This window comes from Pseudomonas sp. ACN8 (assembly GCF_002303925.1).
GTDB lineage: Bacteria > Pseudomonadota > Gammaproteobacteria > Pseudomonadales > Pseudomonadaceae > Aquipseudomonas.
The window spans coordinates 75,046-90,236 of sequence record NZ_MRCS01000015.1 but is presented as its reverse complement, the minus strand read 5'-3'; the positions used below and the strand labels follow the sequence as shown (position 1 = coordinate 90,236).

General features: G+C 61.8%; 13 protein-coding genes. 9 read left to right on the top strand and 4 right to left on the bottom strand.

The window, feature by feature from the left end; genetic code table 11:
- Nucleotides 1-43 precede the first annotated feature (43 nt).
- The 3 genes from BSF44_RS10940 to BSF44_RS10930 all read left to right on the top strand — a co-directional run bounded on the left by BSF44_RS10940 (nucleotide 44) and on the right by BSF44_RS10930 (nucleotide 1,891).
- Nucleotides 44-508: a multidrug transporter gene (locus tag BSF44_RS10940; protein WP_095943504.1), complete on the top strand. Its 465-nt coding sequence runs from the start codon at nucleotides 44-46 to the stop codon at nucleotides 506-508.
- 33 nt (nucleotides 509-541) lie between these two features.
- Nucleotides 542-1,366 carry an SDR family oxidoreductase gene (locus BSF44_RS10935; protein WP_095943503.1) on the top strand — a complete coding sequence of 275 codons (825 nt, stop codon included), beginning with the start codon at nucleotides 542-544 and terminating at the stop codon, nucleotides 1,364-1,366.
- A gap of 135 nt (nucleotides 1,367-1,501) precedes the next feature.
- Nucleotides 1,502-1,891, top strand: a complete 390-nt coding sequence (locus tag BSF44_RS10930) for a DUF4440 domain-containing protein (RefSeq protein WP_095943502.1) — start codon at nucleotides 1,502-1,504, stop codon at nucleotides 1,889-1,891.
- Between the two features lie 127 nt (nucleotides 1,892-2,018).
- Here BSF44_RS10930 and BSF44_RS10925 read toward each other — a convergent pair whose 3' ends face one another.
- The 4 genes from BSF44_RS10925 to BSF44_RS10910 form a co-directional block, all read right to left on the bottom strand.
- Entirely contained in the window at nucleotides 2,019-2,882 is an 864-nt protein-coding gene (locus BSF44_RS10925; protein WP_095943501.1) for an HlyD family secretion protein, read from the bottom strand.
- Nucleotides 2,883-2,921: 39 nt separating this feature from the next.
- The gene (locus BSF44_RS10920; protein WP_008050113.1) at nucleotides 2,922-3,122 is read right to left on the bottom strand and encodes a DUF1656 domain-containing protein; all 201 of its coding nucleotides are present in this window, start codon (nucleotides 3,120-3,122) and stop codon (nucleotides 2,922-2,924) included.
- A complete protein-coding gene (locus BSF44_RS10915; RefSeq protein WP_095943500.1) occupies nucleotides 3,112-5,304 on the bottom strand; it encodes an FUSC family protein in 2,193 nt (730 codons plus the stop codon). Before BSF44_RS10915 ends, BSF44_RS10920 begins: the two co-directional genes overlap by 11 nt.
- 139 nt (nucleotides 5,305-5,443) lie before the next feature.
- A complete protein-coding gene (locus BSF44_RS10910; RefSeq protein ID WP_095943499.1) occupies nucleotides 5,444-6,943 on the bottom strand; it encodes an efflux transporter outer membrane subunit in 1,500 nt (499 codons plus the stop codon).
- Between the two features lie 191 nt (nucleotides 6,944-7,134).
- Here BSF44_RS10910 and BSF44_RS10905 point away from each other — a divergent pair, with 191 nt between their 5' ends.
- From BSF44_RS10905 to BSF44_RS10880, 6 genes are all read left to right on the top strand, one after another.
- The gene (locus tag BSF44_RS10905) at nucleotides 7,135-8,103 is read left to right on the top strand and encodes a LysR family transcriptional regulator (protein ID WP_095943498.1); all 969 of its coding nucleotides are present in this window, start codon (nucleotides 7,135-7,137) and stop codon (nucleotides 8,101-8,103) included.
- Nucleotides 8,104-8,367: 264 nt separating this feature from the next.
- The gene (locus tag BSF44_RS10900; RefSeq protein WP_095943497.1) at nucleotides 8,368-9,528 is read left to right on the top strand and encodes an efflux RND transporter periplasmic adaptor subunit; all 1,161 of its coding nucleotides are present in this window, start codon (nucleotides 8,368-8,370) and stop codon (nucleotides 9,526-9,528) included.
- A complete protein-coding gene (locus BSF44_RS10895; protein WP_095943496.1) occupies nucleotides 9,525-12,626 on the top strand; it encodes a multidrug efflux RND transporter permease subunit in 3,102 nt (1,033 codons plus the stop codon). Before BSF44_RS10900 ends, BSF44_RS10895 begins: the two co-directional genes overlap by 4 nt.
- A gap of 8 nt (nucleotides 12,627-12,634) precedes the next feature.
- Complete coding sequence (locus BSF44_RS10890; protein ID WP_095943495.1) at nucleotides 12,635-13,312, top strand: heavy metal response regulator transcription factor; 678 nt, start codon at nucleotides 12,635-12,637, stop codon at nucleotides 13,310-13,312.
- A complete protein-coding gene (locus tag BSF44_RS10885; RefSeq protein WP_095943494.1) occupies nucleotides 13,302-14,666 on the top strand; it encodes a heavy metal sensor histidine kinase in 1,365 nt (454 codons plus the stop codon). Before BSF44_RS10890 ends, BSF44_RS10885 begins: the two co-directional genes overlap by 11 nt.
- Nucleotides 14,667-14,915: 249 nt before the next feature.
- Complete coding sequence (locus tag BSF44_RS10880) at nucleotides 14,916-15,140, top strand: hypothetical protein (RefSeq protein WP_095943526.1); 225 nt, start codon at nucleotides 14,916-14,918, stop codon at nucleotides 15,138-15,140.
- Nucleotides 15,141-15,191 lie beyond the last annotated feature (51 nt).

The following is a 15,191-nucleotide window of genomic DNA, read 5'->3' as shown; positions in this document are numbered from 1 at the left end:
CGCTTAGGTAGGATGACCCTCTCTACTCCCGAGATTTCACGTCATGTTCATCGGCGTCCTGCTGGTCATCACCTGGCTGGTCCTGTTGCTGCGCTATCCGGCCAAGGCCTTGCCCGTATCCGTGGCCGCCGCCGTGGGGCTGGGCATCGTCGCCACCTGGGTCATCTGGATGGACCACCGCGAGCTCAAGCAACTGCAACGCCTGGAGTTGCGCATCAGTTACGCGCCTCAACAATGCCCCGCCGACCGCCCGTTGCAATTGACCCTGAACAACGGCAATGACGTGCCGCTCACTGAGTTGCGCTGGCGGGTCACGGCTTATGCACCGGGCGATACGGTGAACCTGGCCGACAATCAATACACCGCCCCGCGCTATCGTGGCCCCGGGGAACTGCAGGCCGGTGGCAACTGGGAAGATTGCTTGCCGATGCCACCACTGCGCCCCGGCTACCGTCCGGAAACCCTGGAGTTTCGCGCCGAGCGATTGCAGGGTAGTTTTTCCGACTGACCCCTCCCCCATTTTTTGCACAAGGAATGCGCCATGCCCGTTGCGTTGATTACCGGTTGCTCCAGCGGCATTGGCCGTGCCCTTGCCGACGCATTCAAGGTCGCCGGCTATGAAGTCTGGGCCAGTGCGCGCAAGGCTGAAGATGTCGCCATGCTGAGTGCTGCCGGATTTACCGCCGTGCAACTTGACGTAAACGACGGTGTTGCCCTTGAGCAGTTGAGCGACCGCATCAACCAGGAGCGTGGTGGTCTCGACGTGCTGATCAACAACGCCGGTTATGGCGCCATGGGACCGCTGCTCGATGGCGGCGTGCCGGCCATGCAACGCCAGTTCGAAACCAATGTGTTCGCCATCGTCGGCGTCACTCGCGCAATGTTTCCCGTGCTGCGTCGGACCAAAGGACTGGTCGTGAATATCGGTAGCGTTTCCGGGGTGTTGGTCACACCATTCGCCGGTGCCTACTGCGCCTCGAAAGCCGCCGTGCATGCCTTGAGCGATGCCTTGCGCATGGAACTGGCGCCGTTTGGCGTGCGGGTCATGGAAGTCCAGCCGGGGGCCATCGCTTCCAGCTTCGCCAGGAATGCCGGGCACGAAGCCGAGCAACTGATCAGCGAACAATCCCCATGGTTTCCGCTGCGCGAAGGTATACGCGCCCGGGCCAAAGCCTCTCAGGACAACCCGACCCCGGCCAATGAATTCGCCGCCGGCTTGCTCAAGGCCGTGCAGCAGGACAAGCCACCGCGACTGATTCGCCTGGGCAATGGCAGTCGTGCGTTGCCGCTGCTCGCCGGGTTGTTGCCCAAGGGGCTGCTCGAATCCGGGCTGATGAAGCGGTTCGGGTTGCGTGGGCAGCTCTGAGACCGATTCGGTCGAGCGCGACCCCGGCCCATCGCGAGCAGGCTCACTCCTACATTGAAATGCGTTTCCCTGTAGGAGCGAGCCTGCTCGCGATGGCGCCAGAACAGACACTGCAAATTTTCAGGAATGACTTCCATGACCGACTACACCGAGTACTTCGACGAAGTGATCCAGGCCCACGTGGCCATCGAACAATGGCTGGCCGAAGAGCGCGACGCATCCGAACTCGAAAAACTGCTAATGCGCTTTTCGCCGCAGTTCTCCATGGTCTCGCCGCTCGGTCGGGTGCTGGATTTTGACGCGCTGAGCGAATTGTTCACGCTGGCGGGCGGCAAGAAGCTCGGGTTTCGCATCGAGCTGAGCGAGTTACGCGGCATTGCGCTGCACGACGGCGGCGCGACCGTGAGTTACCGCGAGCAACAGACCGATGCAACCGGGCTGCACTCGGATCGGCGCTCGACTGTGGTGTTCGAGAAGGTGGAAGGCAGAATTCTTTGGCGGCATCTGCAAGAGACCTTCTGCTGAACACGACGACGATCAACTGTAGGAGCGAGCCTGCTCGCGATGGACGTCAACGATAACGCGTGCATTCTGAATACACGCGGCGCGCTCTGGTTCATCGCGAGCAGGCTCGCTCCTACAGGGGAATGGGTTATGCACCATCACCTTGCTTGACCACCACCGTACACGTAATCCCCGCCGCCAACAGCACACCCTCCGGCACCTCATCGATGTGAATCCGCACCGGCACCCGCTGTGCCAAACGCACCCAGTTAAACGTCGGGTTCACATCGGCGATCAGTTCACGGCTCTCCGGGTTGTCGCGGTCGTAGATACCGCGCGAGATGCTTTCCACGTGCCCCTTGAGCACTTCGCCGCTCATCAATTGCATGTCGGCCTTATCACCCACGCGCACATGGGGCAGCTTGGTTTCTTCGAAGAAGCCGTAGACCCAGAACGAGTTCATGTCGACCACGGCCATTTTCGCCTCGCCGATGCGTGCGTAGTCGCCGCGATGTACGTTGAGGTTGGTGACGTAGCCGTCCACCGCCGCGCGCACTTCAGTGCGTTTGAGATTGAGTTCGGCGGCCTCCAGTTGCGCCTGGGCCTGCTGGTAATCGGCCAGGGCCGAATCGGCGAGGTTGCTGGCGTCGTCACGGTTTTCCCGGGAGATCACCAGGTTGTCCATATCGGCGCGACGATGGGCGTTGACCTTGCGCATCTCCCAGGTCGCCTTGCGCGATGCCACCAGACTCTGTGCCTGTTTCACCGCGAGACGGTAGTGCTCAGGGTCGATCTGCATCAGCAAATCGCCCTTCTTCACCAGCTGGTTGTCGCGTACCGGCACGTCCACCACTTCACCGGTGACGTCGGCGGCGACGTTGATGATGTCGGCCCGCACGCGGCCGTCGCGGGTCCAGGGTGTGTTCATGTAGTGCTCCCATAAGGAGCGGCCGATCCACAGCGCGAGGGCCAGCACCAGCAAGGTCGCGAACAGGCTGAAAAACTTTTTCATCGGGGCATTCTTCAGAGATAGAGAGTCAGTGATAGAGAGTCAACGGTAGACAGTCAGCGCCAACGCGCCGAACAGACAGGTAAACAGGCTCAGGCGCAGCAACGCCGGATGCCAGAAAAAACGGTACAGGTCGAACCCGGACAGGAACCGGTCCAGCGCCCAGGCAAGCAGAGCCGCGATGAAAAACATCAGGGTCATGGTCGGCATGTACACGCCGTGGAAGGCGATTTCACGAGGCATGTTCAAGTCCTTGGGGCTGGCTGTTTGCGAAGGCGGCCAGCGGTGATTGCGGATCGAGCAGCGAGGTGCGGATGAAGTGCAGGTAGCTCTTCACCCGGCGCAACGCCGAGGTATCGAAGTGCGGGGCGAAGGGTTCGTCGGTGGACTGCACACGGCTGATCGCGTGATCGACGGCAATCAGCGCGCGTTCCAGGTTGCTGCTGCTCGGTTGCAGGAACAGCCGCACCAGCGCCCGCCCCATCACCCGGATCGCCTGGCGCCATGGCTGTGATTCGGCATAGGCCGGATGCACCGGCAGAATCGCCTGTTCCTTGCGCAGCTCGATGATCGAGTGACCGACTTCCAGCACCACGAACATCCAGCGCAGCAAGTCCCGCTGTACCTGCGGTTGACCGGCCGCGAAGCCGTAGGCCTGATGCACCAGATCGCGGGTGCGGCTTTCGAAACTCGACACCAGCCCCTTGAGCTTGCCGCTGATGGCGTACACCACCTGAGCGCGCAAGTCCTGCTCCAGCCGACGCCACAGCCAGCGGCTGTTGGGCGGCAGAATGATCGCCCCGGCCGCCGCGCACACCAGCATGCCCAGCACCATGGCGATGTAGTCGTTGATGAAGGTGTAGGGGTTGTAGACCGTGAGGTTGTCCGGCACTGAACCGGTGCTGAAGAAGATCAGCAGGCCCAGGCCGACGCCGACGTATTGTGGCCGCGAGGTCAGGAACGAGCCGAGCACGATCACCGGCGCGAGCATCACGCACAGCAACGCAAATCCGTCGATCCACGGAAAAATGAAAAACATCTCGACGAAACCGATCAACGCCCCGAGCAACGTCCCGCACGCCATCTGAAAGGCCATGCGTTTCGGGTTCGGGGTGGCGGCGGACAGGCCCACGGTCGCGGCGGCAATCAGGGTCATGGTCGCGCCGCTCGGCCAGGCGGTTGCCACCCAATAGCTGCCCAATACCACCAGAATGAACGCCGCGCGAATCCCCGATGCTGCCGCTGCCATCCAGTTGGTTTGCGGAGTGAACGGCTCGTCCCAGCGCTCCCGCTCGTGGCTGTGATCGGCCAGGGAAGCGTGGGTCTGTGCATAACTGTGCAGGTCGTCGACGAAGCGATAGAGCAGTTCGTACGCCGTATGGAAGTCCAGCAGTTCGTCTTCGCTCGGTTCGCTCTCCTGAAAGATCGCCCGCAGGCTGCGCACCCGTGCCGGCAACCCTGCCTTGTAGGCGCTCAGCGCCGTAACCAGACGCGCTGCATCGGCGCTGGTCAGGGCACGACCGCTGAAACCGTCGAGCAGTTCGGCGAGGTCTTGCAAACCCGGTTTTATCGCCGCCACGGCATGGTCCGTATTGTTGTTGCGCAAGCGTTCGAGCAACTGATGCAGGGCATTGAAGCGCGTGGTGATGCCCATGAACTCACTGTTCAGGCGACTGAGCCGGCCATTGCGCCGACGCATGTGCGGGTCTTCGAACACAGTGACACTGCGCAAACCTTCCAGGCCCACGGCTTCGGCGATGAAACGCACGTTGCCGGCCTCGAACGCGTCGCGCTGACTGCGGCCACGCAAGCCGTCGGTGACGAACAGGGCAAACACGCCGAAGCGCTGATACAGGGCGTTGCGCATGGCGGCACTGGCAGTTTGCGGCAGGATGGCTGCACTGATCAGTGTCGAACAGAGAATGCCCAACGAGATTTCCAGCACCCGCCAGACTGCCGCCATGAATGCGCCGTCCGGGTGGGCCAGCGCGGGCAAGCCGACCATCGCCGCGGTGTATCCGGCGAGTACGAAACCGTAGGCGCGGAAGTTGCGGCAGCGGGCGGCGCCGGCCGTGCAGATACCGACCCAGATCGCCAGCGAACCGAGGAACAGTTCAGTGTTCTGCGCAAACAGGGCGATCAGCGCGACCATCGCCGCCGACCCGGCCAGGGTGCCGAGAAAACGATAGAAACTCTTGGCGAACACCTGGCCGCTCTGCGGCTGCATGACAATGAACACGGTGATCATCGCCGTGCGCGGTTGCGGCAGCTCCAGGCGCATGGCCAGCCACAGTGTCAAGAAAGCCGCGAACAGCACCTTGAAGATGTAGACCCAGGTCACGCCGTCGCTGCGTGCCCAGTCGAAGAAACCCCGACGCCATTCCAGGGAGTACAGCCAGCGCAAGGGTGCGGGCAAGGGAGTCATTTATTCCTGCTCAACAAGATTCGATGTAAACCCGGAACCTGTGGGAGCCAGCCTGCTGGCGATAGCGGAGTATCGGTCGACACCAATGTTGAATGTGCCGCCCTCATCGCCAGCAGGCTGGCTCCCACAGGAATTACATTCACCTCAGCAGAACCGGGGTTTTCGGTGCCTGGGTCTGTTCGGCTTTCGGCACGTCGTTGCCCGCCCCCAGGCCACCGCCCAACGCAGTCACCAGTTCGGCATGGGCACTCAAGCGCGCCGCCTGAACCTGCTGCTGCACTTGCTGCTGCTTGAACAGCAGGGTCTGCGCGTTAAGCACGTTGAGGTAATCGGTCAGGCCACGCTGGTAGGCGATCATCGCGATGTCGTAGGTCTTCTGCGCAGTGGCCACCGACTCGGCGGCGAAAGCCTGCTGCTTGTCCATGGATTCGCGACGGATCAACTGGTCGGAAATGTTTTTCAGCGCATTGACCAGGGTCTGGTTGTACTTGGCCACGGCGATGTCATAACCCGCCGAGGCTTCACCCAGCTCCGCACGCAAGCGTCCACCATCGAAGATCGGCAACGAAATCGCCGGACCCACGCTGTAGTTGAGCTTCTTGCCAGTCAAGAACTCCAGGGCCCCGCCCCCGGTGGCCATGTAGCCGAGGCTGCCGACCAGGTCTACGTTCGGGTAGAAACCGGCATGGGCGACATCGATGCCCCGCGCCTGCGCCGCCACTTGCCAGCGGCTGGCGACCACGTCCGGGCGTTGGCCGAGTAATTGCGCCGGCAGCGACGACGGCAGTTTCAGCGGTGCACCCAGCGACAGCGTTGGCCGCTGCAACTGCGCGCCTTCCCCCGGGCCCTTGCCGGCGAGGGCGGCGAGCTGGTTGCGGCTCAAGGCGATTTCTTCGTCGAGGGCGTCGATCTGGCGATGGGTTTCCGGCAGCGGCGTCTCGGCCTGGCTGACTTCGAAATGGGTGCCGATGCCACCGTCCAGGCGTTTTTGCGCCAATTCGAGAATCTGCTGTTGCTGATTCAAGGTCGCTTCGACGATATCCCGCTGGGCGTAATGCAACGACAACTCGATGTAGACCCGTACGATGTTGTCCTGCAATTCGAGCTGCGCCTGGCGCGCTTCGGCGACGCTCATGTGCGCCATGTCCACGGCGCGCTCGGTGGCATTGCTTTCGCGGCCCCAGAGGTCTAGGGCATAGCTGAAACCCAGCGCCGCGTTATTGTCCCAGGTGGTGCTGTTGGCCAGCTCGCCGGGGCCATAGAACTGGTCGGTGGGCCAGTTGTGGCGCTTGAGGGTCGAATCACCATTGATCTGCAGCGACTCGGCCGCTTCGGCCACGCCGGCCATGGACCTGGCCTGACGCACCCGGGCAGCGGCCATGGCCAGGGTCGGGCTGCCTTGCAGGGCGAGGTCGATCCAGCGATTCAACTGCGGGTCGCCGTAGGCTTGCCACCATTGCGAGGTGGGCCAGTGCGCATCCTGCGCGGCGCTCTGGATCGCGTCGTCGGTGGCCAGTGAATTAACCTCCAGCGCCTTGCCCTGCGGGGCAATACCTCCGGTTCCGATGCAGCCGCTGATTGCCAGGGTTAAAACCAAAACACTGAGCGGCTGGAGCGCTCTGCTGATGCGACGCGGCACTGCTGCGATTTCCTGAGGTGGGGAGTTCTTGAGGTGAACGCAATTCTATGGGGCGGCCTGAAAGGCGATAAGCTGGGATTCCTGTGAATCTTTGTTACCGTTAACGAGATAATCCGTTGGTAGATCTTTAGTCGCCTGTAAATAAACAGAAACTTCGTGTCACAATTTGCCATCGCACCCGAGAGCACCCCATGGACACTTTGCAAAACATGCGCGCCTTCAGTTACGTGGCCGAAGCCGGCAGCTTCACCGCCGCCGCCGTGCAACTGGACACCACCACGGCCAACGTCTCGCGCGCGGTCTCCAACCTGGAAGCCCACCTGCAAACCCGCCTGCTCAACCGAACGACCCGCCGCATCGCCCTGACCGAAGCCGGCAAGCGTTATCTGTTGCGCTGCGAACAGATCCTGGCCTACGTCGAAGAAGCCGAAGCCGAGGCAAGCGACGCCCACGCCCGCCCGGCCGGGCAACTGAAAGTGCACACCATGACCGGCATCGGCCAGCACTTCGTGATCGACGCCATCGCCCGCTACCGCAAGACCCACCCGGACGTGACCTTCGACCTGACCATGGCCAACCGCGTGCCAGACCTGCTTGACGAGGGTTACGACGTGTCCATCGTCCTCGCCAGCGAACTGCCGGATTCGGGGTTCGTCTCCCAGCGCCTGGGCATCACCTACAGCATCGTTTGCGCCTCGCCGGCCTACGTCAAAACCAACGGCTGCGCACAAAAACCCAGCGACCTGCTCAACCACGCCTGCCTGCGCCTGGTCAGCCCGGTGATTCCACTGGAAAAATGGGCCTTCGACGGCCCTGATGGCCAGGAAATGGTCACCATCAACAGCTCACCGTTCCTGGTGAACTCCGCCGATGCAATGAAATCCGCGATCATCAGCGGCATGGGCGTTGGCGTGCTGCCGCTGTACGCCGCGATCGAAGGCTTGCGCAGCGGCACGTTGGTCCGGGTGATGCCCAAGTACCGCTCGCAGGAGCTGAACCTGTATGCGATCTACCCGTCACGCCAGTACCTGGATGCGAAGATCAAGACCTGGGTCGAGTATTTGCGTGGATCCTTGCCGGAATTGCTGGCGGCGCACCAAGCGGAACTGGCGGCGTATGAATTGAGCGGAAGCCTGGGTGGAGTTCGGGTGGCGAATTGACGCGCATACCCGTAGGAGCAACAGCAGATCGGCGTGCATCTCCGTAGGAGCGAGCTTGCTCGCGAAAAACCTGAGTGCGCCGGGGTGAATCTGGTTTCCCACGTTATCGTTGTCGTCCATCGCGAGCAGGCTCGCTCCTACAGAGGAGCACCAGCCTTCCAGCCAAACTGACAGCGCCGTCAGTTAGCCGTCACCCTCCTGACCGGCAAACAGGTTTATAAAGGAAAATACCAACCGTCTACCCAGCCCCGGCGCCCCACTCGCATGCGAATCCAGAAAAAACCCGCCCTGCTCGCCGCCCTTCTGATCGTTCTGGCAGCGCTGGGCCTGTGGTACGCCAACAAACCGGTCAAGGCCAAACTCGCCACCCCCACCGCCATCCCGGTACGCGTGGTCGCCGTCGCCGAAAAAGACGTGCCGCGCTACCTCAGTGGCATCGGTTCGGTGCTGTCCCTGCACAGCGTCGTGGTCCGCCCGCAAATCGACGGCATTCTCACCAGACTGCTGGTCAAGGAAGGCCAACTGGTGAAAAAAGGTGACCTACTGGCCACCATCGACGACCGGTCGATCCGCGCCAGCCTCGACCAGGCCCGGGCACAACTGGGCGAAAGCCAGGCGCAACTGCAAGTGGCGCAGGTCAACCTCAAGCGCTACAAGCTGTTGAGTGTCGACGACGGCGTGTCCAAGCAGACTTACGACCAGCAACAGGCCCTGGTGAACCAGCTCAAGGCCACCGCCCAAGGCAACCAGGCCTCGATTGATTCCGCCGAGGTGCAGCTTTCCTACACACAAATTCGCTCACCGGTCAGCGGCCGGGTCGGTATTCGCACGGTGGACGAAGGCAACTTCCTGCGCATGACCGACACCAAGGGCCTGTTCACTGTCACCCAGATCGACCCGATCGCCGTGGAGTTTTCACTGCCGCAGCAAATGCTGCCGACCCTGCAAGGCCTGATCAACGATCCACAGCACGCCCGGGTCAAGGCCTACATCGGGGCCGACACCGACGGCGAAACCGGCAACCTGCTCGGCGAGGGTCACCTGACCCTGATCGACAACCAGATCAACGCCAGCACCGGCACCATCCGCGCCAAGGCCGAGTTCGACAATCCGGGGCAGAAGCTCTGGCCGGGCCTGCTGGTGACGGTAAAGATTCAGACAGCCCTGGATAAAGATGCGCTGGTGGTGCCGCCGACAGTCGTACAACGCGGCCTCGACCAGCACTTCGTGTACCGGGTCAATGGCGACAAGGTCGAGGCCGTGCAGGTGCAGATGGTCTATCAAGGCAGCGGCCAGGACATCATCAAGGGTGTGAAGCCGGGTGATGTACTGGTCAGCGATGGTCAATCGCGGCTCAAGCCCGGCGCGACTGTGCAAGTGCTGACCGAACCGCCGCAAGTGGTGCGATCGGAGGGCGCGCAATGAAGGGCCATGGTTCGATTTCAGCCTGGTGCATCGACCACCCGGTGGCCACGGTCCTGCTGACGTTCGCCCTGGTGCTGCTGGGTGTCATCGCGTTTGCGCGCCTGCCGGTAGCGCCGTTGCCGGAGGCCGAATTCCCGACCATCCAGGTGGCCGCGCAACTGCCCGGCGCCAGCCCGGAAACCATGGCTTCCTCGGTGGCCACGCCCCTTGAAGTGCAATTCAGCGCCATTCCCGGCGTATCCCAGATGACCTCGAGCAGTGCACTGGGCTCGACCAACCTGACCCTGCAATTCACCCTCGACAAGAGCATCGACACCGCGGCCCAGGAAGTCCAGGCAGCGATCAACACCGCCGCGGGAAAACTGCCCAAGGACATGCCGAACCTGCCGACCTGGCGCAAGGTCAACCCGGCGGACAGCCCGGTGCTGATCCTTAGCGTCAACTCCTCGTTGATGCCAGGCCCTGAGCTCAGCGACCTGACAGAAACCCTGTTGTCCCGTCAGCTCAGCCAGGTCGACGGTGTAGGCCAGGTCGTCATCACCGGTCAGCAGCGTCCGGCGATTCGCGTCCAGGTATCGGCGGACAAGCTTGCGGCCATCGGCCTGACCCTCGCCGACATCCGCCTGGCAATCCAGCAGACCAGCCTCAATCTGGCCAAAGGGGCGCTGTACGGCGAATCGAGCATTTCAACCCTGTCCACCAACGACCAGTTGTTCCACCCCGACGAATACAGCCAGTTGATCGTTTCCTACAAGGACGGTGCACCGGTTCATCTGCGCGATGTCGCCAAAGTCGTCAACGGTTCGGAAGATGCCTACATCCAGGCTTGGGCGGGCTCACAACCGGGGGTCAACCTGGTGATCTTCCGCCAGCCGGGGGCCAACATCGTCGAAACCGTGGACCGCATCCAGGCCGCCTTGCCGGCGCTGGAGGCGATGCTCCCCGCCTCGGTGCAGGTCAAGACGCTGATCGACCGCACCCAGACCATCCGTGCCTCGCTGCATGAGGTGGAAATCACCCTGCTGATTGCAATCATGTTGGTGGTGGCCGTGATGGCGCTGTTCCTGCGCCAACTGTCGGCCACACTGATCGTGTCGGCAGTGCTCGGCGTGTCACTGATCGCCAGTTTCGCGCTGATGTATGTGATGGGCTTCAGCCTGAACAACCTGACCCTGGTGGCGATCGTGGTCGCCGTGGGCTTTGTGGTGGACGACGCGATCGTGGTGGTGGAGAACATCCACCGGCATCTCGAGGCCGGTGACGGCATGCGCGAAGCGGCGATCAAGGGCGCCGGGGAGATCGGCTTCACCGTGGTGTCGATCAGTTTCTCGCTGGTGGCGGCGTTCATTCCGCTGCTGTTCATGGGCGGTGTGGTCGGGCGACTTTTCAAGGAGTTCGCCCTGACCGCCACCTCCACCATTTTGATTTCGGTGGTGGTTTCGCTGACATTGGCGCCAACGCTGGCAGCGCTGTTCATGCGGGCACCGGTGCATCACGCTCATAGCAAACCGGGCTTTGGTGAACGCCTGTTGGCCTGGTACGAAAAAGGCCTGCGCCATGCCCTCGCCCACCAGAAAATGATGATCGGCGTGTTCACTTTGTCACTGGGGCTGGCTGTTGCCGGCTACATCTTCATTCCCAAAGGTTTCTTCCCGATCCAGGACACCGGTTTCGTCCTTGGCACCACCGAAGCCGCTGCCGATATTTCCTATGGCGACATGGTGAAAAAACACCTGGCGATGGCCGAAATCGTCGCTGCCGATCCCGCAGTCGAAACGTTTTCACATTCCGTCGGCGTCTCGGGCAGCAACCAGACCATTGCCAACGGCCGCTTCTGGATCACCCTGAAAAAACGCGGTGATCGCGATGTCTCGGCCAGCCAGTTCATCGACCGGATTCGCCCGCAACTGATGAAAGTCCCGGGCATCGTGCTGTACCTGCGTGCAGGGCAAGACATCAACCTCAGCTCCGGCCCGAGCCGCGCCCAGTACCAATACGTGCTCAAGAGCAACGACGGTGCGACCCTCAGCACCTGGACCCAACGCCTGACGGAAAAACTGCGCGCCAACCCGGCCTTCCGCGACATTTCCAACGACCTGCAACTGGGCGGCAGCATCACCCACATCAGCATCGATCGCAGCGCCGCGGCACGTTTCGGCCTCACCGCCAGCGATGTCGACGAAGCCCTTTACGATGCCTTCGGCCAGCGCCAGGTCAATGAATTCCAGACCCAGATCAACCAGTACAACGTAATCCTGGAACTGGATACCAAACAGCGCGGCAAGGCCGAAAGCCTCAACTATTTCTACCTGCGCTCGCCCCTGAGCGGGGAAATGGTGCCGCTGTCGGCCCTGGCCAGGTTCGATGCGCCGACCATCGGCCCGCTGTCCATCGCCCATGACGGGATGTTTCCCGCCGCCAACCTGTCGTTCAACCTCGCCCCCGGCGTGGCGTTGGGCGATGCGGTGATCATGCTCAACCAGGCCAAGGCCGACATCGGCATGCCAAGCGCCATCAGCGGCAACTTCCAGGGCGCTGCCCAGGCGTTCCAGAGTTCGCTGGCCAGCCAGCCGTGGCTGATCCTGGCGGCGCTGTTGGCGGTGTACATCATTCTCGGTGTGCTCTACGAGAGCTTCGTGCATCCGCTGACGATCATTTCGACTTTGCCTTCAGCGGGCCTCGGCGCGGTGATCATGCTGTGGATCTGCGGCCAGGACTTTTCGATCATGGCGCTGATCGGGCTGGTGCTGCTGATCGGTATCGTCAAGAAAAACGGCATCCTGATGATCGACTTCGCCCTCGAAGCGCAGCGCAATGGCGGGCTGTCGCCTGAGGAAGCGATCTTCAAGGCCTGCATCACGCGGTTCCGGCCGATCATCATGACCACCCTCGCCGCCCTGCTCGGCGCCCTGCCGCTGATGCTCGGCTACGGCACCGGCGCCGAATTGCGCCAGCCCCTGGGGATCGCGGTGGTCGGCGGTTTGCTGGTGAGCCAGGCGCTGACGCTGTTCACCACGCCGGTCATATACTTGTGGCTGGAGCGTCTGTTCCATCGGCCTAAACCTGCGCCAGAACCGGTGCTGGCGACCACAGACTGAGGCGGGTCATGCGCGTTCTGATTATCGAAGACGAAGAAAAAACCGCGGACTATCTGCATCGCGGCCTGACGGAACAGGGTTTCACCGTGGATCTGGCCCGCGATGGTGTGGAAGGTCTGCATCTGGCGCTGGAAAGCGACTACGCGGTGATCGTCCTCGACGTCATGTTGCCGAGCCTTGACGGCTTCGGCGTGCTGCGTGCGTTGCGTGCACGCAAGCAAACCCCGGTAATCATGCTCACCGCCCGCGAGCGTGTGGAGGATCGCATCAAGGGCCTGCGCGAAGGCGCCGATGACTATCTGGGCAAACCGTTTTCCTTCCTTGAACTGGTGGCGCGCCTGCAAGCGCTGACCCGCCGTAGCGGCGGCCATGAACCGGTGCAGGTGAGCATCGCCGACCTGTGGATAGATTTGATCAGCCGCAAGGCCACCCGCGGCGGTACACGTCTGGACCTGACTGCCAAGGAGTTCTCGCTGCTTAGCGTGCTGGCCCGGCGCCAGGGTGAAATCCTCTCGAAAACCGCCATTGCCGAGATGGTCTGGGACATCAATTTCGACAGCGACGCCAACGTCGTCGAAGTCGCGATCAAACGCCTGCGGGCCAAGCTCGACGGACCGTTCGAAGAGAAGCTGCTGCACACCATTCGTGGTATGGGTTACGTGCTGGAGAGCCGTGGTGTCCAGTAACAGCATTGCCCTGCGCCTGAGCGGCATGTTTACGCTGGTGGCGCTGTTGGTGTTTTTGTTGATCGGTTGGGCGCTGTACCAGCAGGTCGACAAAGGCCTGGGCCTGTTGCCCGAAGCCGAACTCGATGCGCGCTACAGCGTGCTCGAATCCATGGTCGGCCGTTACGGCACGCCCGAGCACTGGGTGAGGATCAACAACAAGCTCAACCTGCTGAGCGAAGAAGACAAGCGCATCAGTTTCTGGATCATCAGCGGCGATCCACACTACGAATACGGCAACCTGACACCGCATATCCGCACCTTTGCCCAAGGCCCGCTGGGCACGCGCGACATGCATCTGCCGGAGCACCCGTATCCGCTGAAAGTGCTGGTCAGCGAGTTCCCGGCCAAGGACCAGCGCCCAGCGCTGCGCTTCATGATCGCCATCGACACCGAAACGTTTTTCCATACCCAGCATCACCTGCTGGTCGCGCTGATCAGCCTGGCGATTGTCGGTGTATTGTTGGCCTCGGCACTGGGTTATTGGGTGGCGCGGATCGGCCTCAAGCCGCTGATCAAACTGTCCCAGGAGGCCCAGCGCCTGGCCCCGCCGTTGCGCTCGGGGCGCTTGCGATTGTCACCCTTGCCGCCAGAACTCGATCAGTTCGTCAGTTCGTTCAACTCGACCCTGGAGCGGGTCGAGCAGGCCTACTCGCGCCTTGAGTCGTTCAACGCCGATGTCGCCCACGAACTGCGCTCGCCACTGACCAATCTGATCGGCCAGACCCAGGTCGCATTGACTCGCGGACGCTCCGCCGAACATTACTTCGAAGTGCTTCAATCGAACCTCGAAGAGCTTGAGCGACTGCGTTCGATCATCAACGACATGCTGTTCCTCGCCAGCGCCGATCAGGGCAGCAAGGCGACCAAACTCACCTCGACCTCGCTGGCCGATGAGGTGGCCACGACCCTGGAATATCTGGACTTCATTCTCGAAGACGCCCAGGTCCAGGTCGAGGTCAGTGGTGACGCACAAGTGTGCATCGAGATCGCCCATCTGCGCCGGGCATTGATCAACTTGTTGAATAACGCGGTGCAGCACACCGCGCCCGGGCAGGTGATTCAAGTGCGGATCGAAGCCCTGGAGCATCAAGTCAGCATCGGCGTCGCCAACCCCGGCTCGCCGATTGCCAGTGAGCATCTGCCGCGCCTGTTCGAGCGTTTCTACCGGGTCGATGCGTCACGCAGCAACAGCGGCCACAACCACGGTCTGGGGCTGGCCATCGTCAAGGCGATTGCGTTGATGCATGGTGGGGATGTGTTCGTGCGCAGTGATCATGGGATGAATACGTTCGGCATTCACCTCCCGGTATGAAACCCTATTCCCTTGTGGGAGCGAGCCTGCTCGCGATGCAGGCAACGCGGTGCAACCCAAGGACCGAGGTGCTGCTATCGCGAGCAGGCTCGCTCCCACATTGGATCCGGGATGAACACATTTAGGCGGCCAACCCACTATTGCCATAACAGCAACAGTCCTTTCATGAATCCGCTCTTTTTCCCCTCGCCTCATATCCTTATCTTTGCCCGCACCAAACAGCACTTGCCAAGCAAGAAGGTTTTCAAGATGTCCAACAGTATGGGTATTGCCAGCGCTTTCGTTTTGTCCTCTTTGTTCCTGTCGCCGTTGGCGATGGCGGAAGAATCGCAGACGTTCGTCGCGCATAACGCCGCGCGCGCTGCGACGTTCGAAGAGCATCGGATCGAGATGACGGCCAAGGCTGTACAAGACTCTCAGGCCCCGCAGGCATCCAGTATCCAGACCCAGCCACTGGTCGAGAAGGACAGCTGACCGGCACCGATCACTCCCGTTTCCCTCGACACTTTTCATCGGCTCTTCCCA

Excerpts from the sequence above, each read along its gene's own strand:
- BSF44_RS10940 (WP_095943504.1), top strand. The coding sequence starts at position 44 with ATGTTCATCGGCGTCCTGCTGGTCATCACCTGGCTGGTCCTGTTGCTG.
- BSF44_RS10935 (WP_095943503.1), top strand. The coding sequence starts at position 542 with ATGCCCGTTGCGTTGATTACCGGTTGCTCCAGCGGCATTGGCCGTGCC.
- BSF44_RS10930 (WP_095943502.1), top strand. The coding sequence starts at position 1,502 with ATGACCGACTACACCGAGTACTTCGACGAAGTGATCCAGGCCCACGTG.
- BSF44_RS10925 (WP_095943501.1), bottom strand. The coding sequence starts at position 2,882 with ATGAAAAAGTTTTTCAGCCTGTTCGCGACCTTGCTGGTGCTGGCCCTC.
- BSF44_RS10920 (WP_008050113.1), bottom strand. The coding sequence starts at position 3,122 with ATGCCTCGTGAAATCGCCTTCCACGGCGTGTACATGCCGACCATGACC.
- BSF44_RS10915 (WP_095943500.1), bottom strand. The coding sequence starts at position 5,304 with ATGACTCCCTTGCCCGCACCCTTGCGCTGGCTGTACTCCCTGGAATGG.
- BSF44_RS10905 (WP_095943498.1), top strand. The coding sequence starts at position 7,135 with ATGGACACTTTGCAAAACATGCGCGCCTTCAGTTACGTGGCCGAAGCC.
- BSF44_RS10900 (WP_095943497.1), top strand. The coding sequence starts at position 8,368 with ATGCGAATCCAGAAAAAACCCGCCCTGCTCGCCGCCCTTCTGATCGTT.
- BSF44_RS10895 (WP_095943496.1), top strand. The coding sequence starts at position 9,525 with ATGAAGGGCCATGGTTCGATTTCAGCCTGGTGCATCGACCACCCGGTG.
- BSF44_RS10890 (WP_095943495.1), top strand. The coding sequence starts at position 12,635 with ATGCGCGTTCTGATTATCGAAGACGAAGAAAAAACCGCGGACTATCTG.
- BSF44_RS10880 (WP_095943526.1), top strand. The coding sequence starts at position 14,916 with ATGTCCAACAGTATGGGTATTGCCAGCGCTTTCGTTTTGTCCTCTTTG.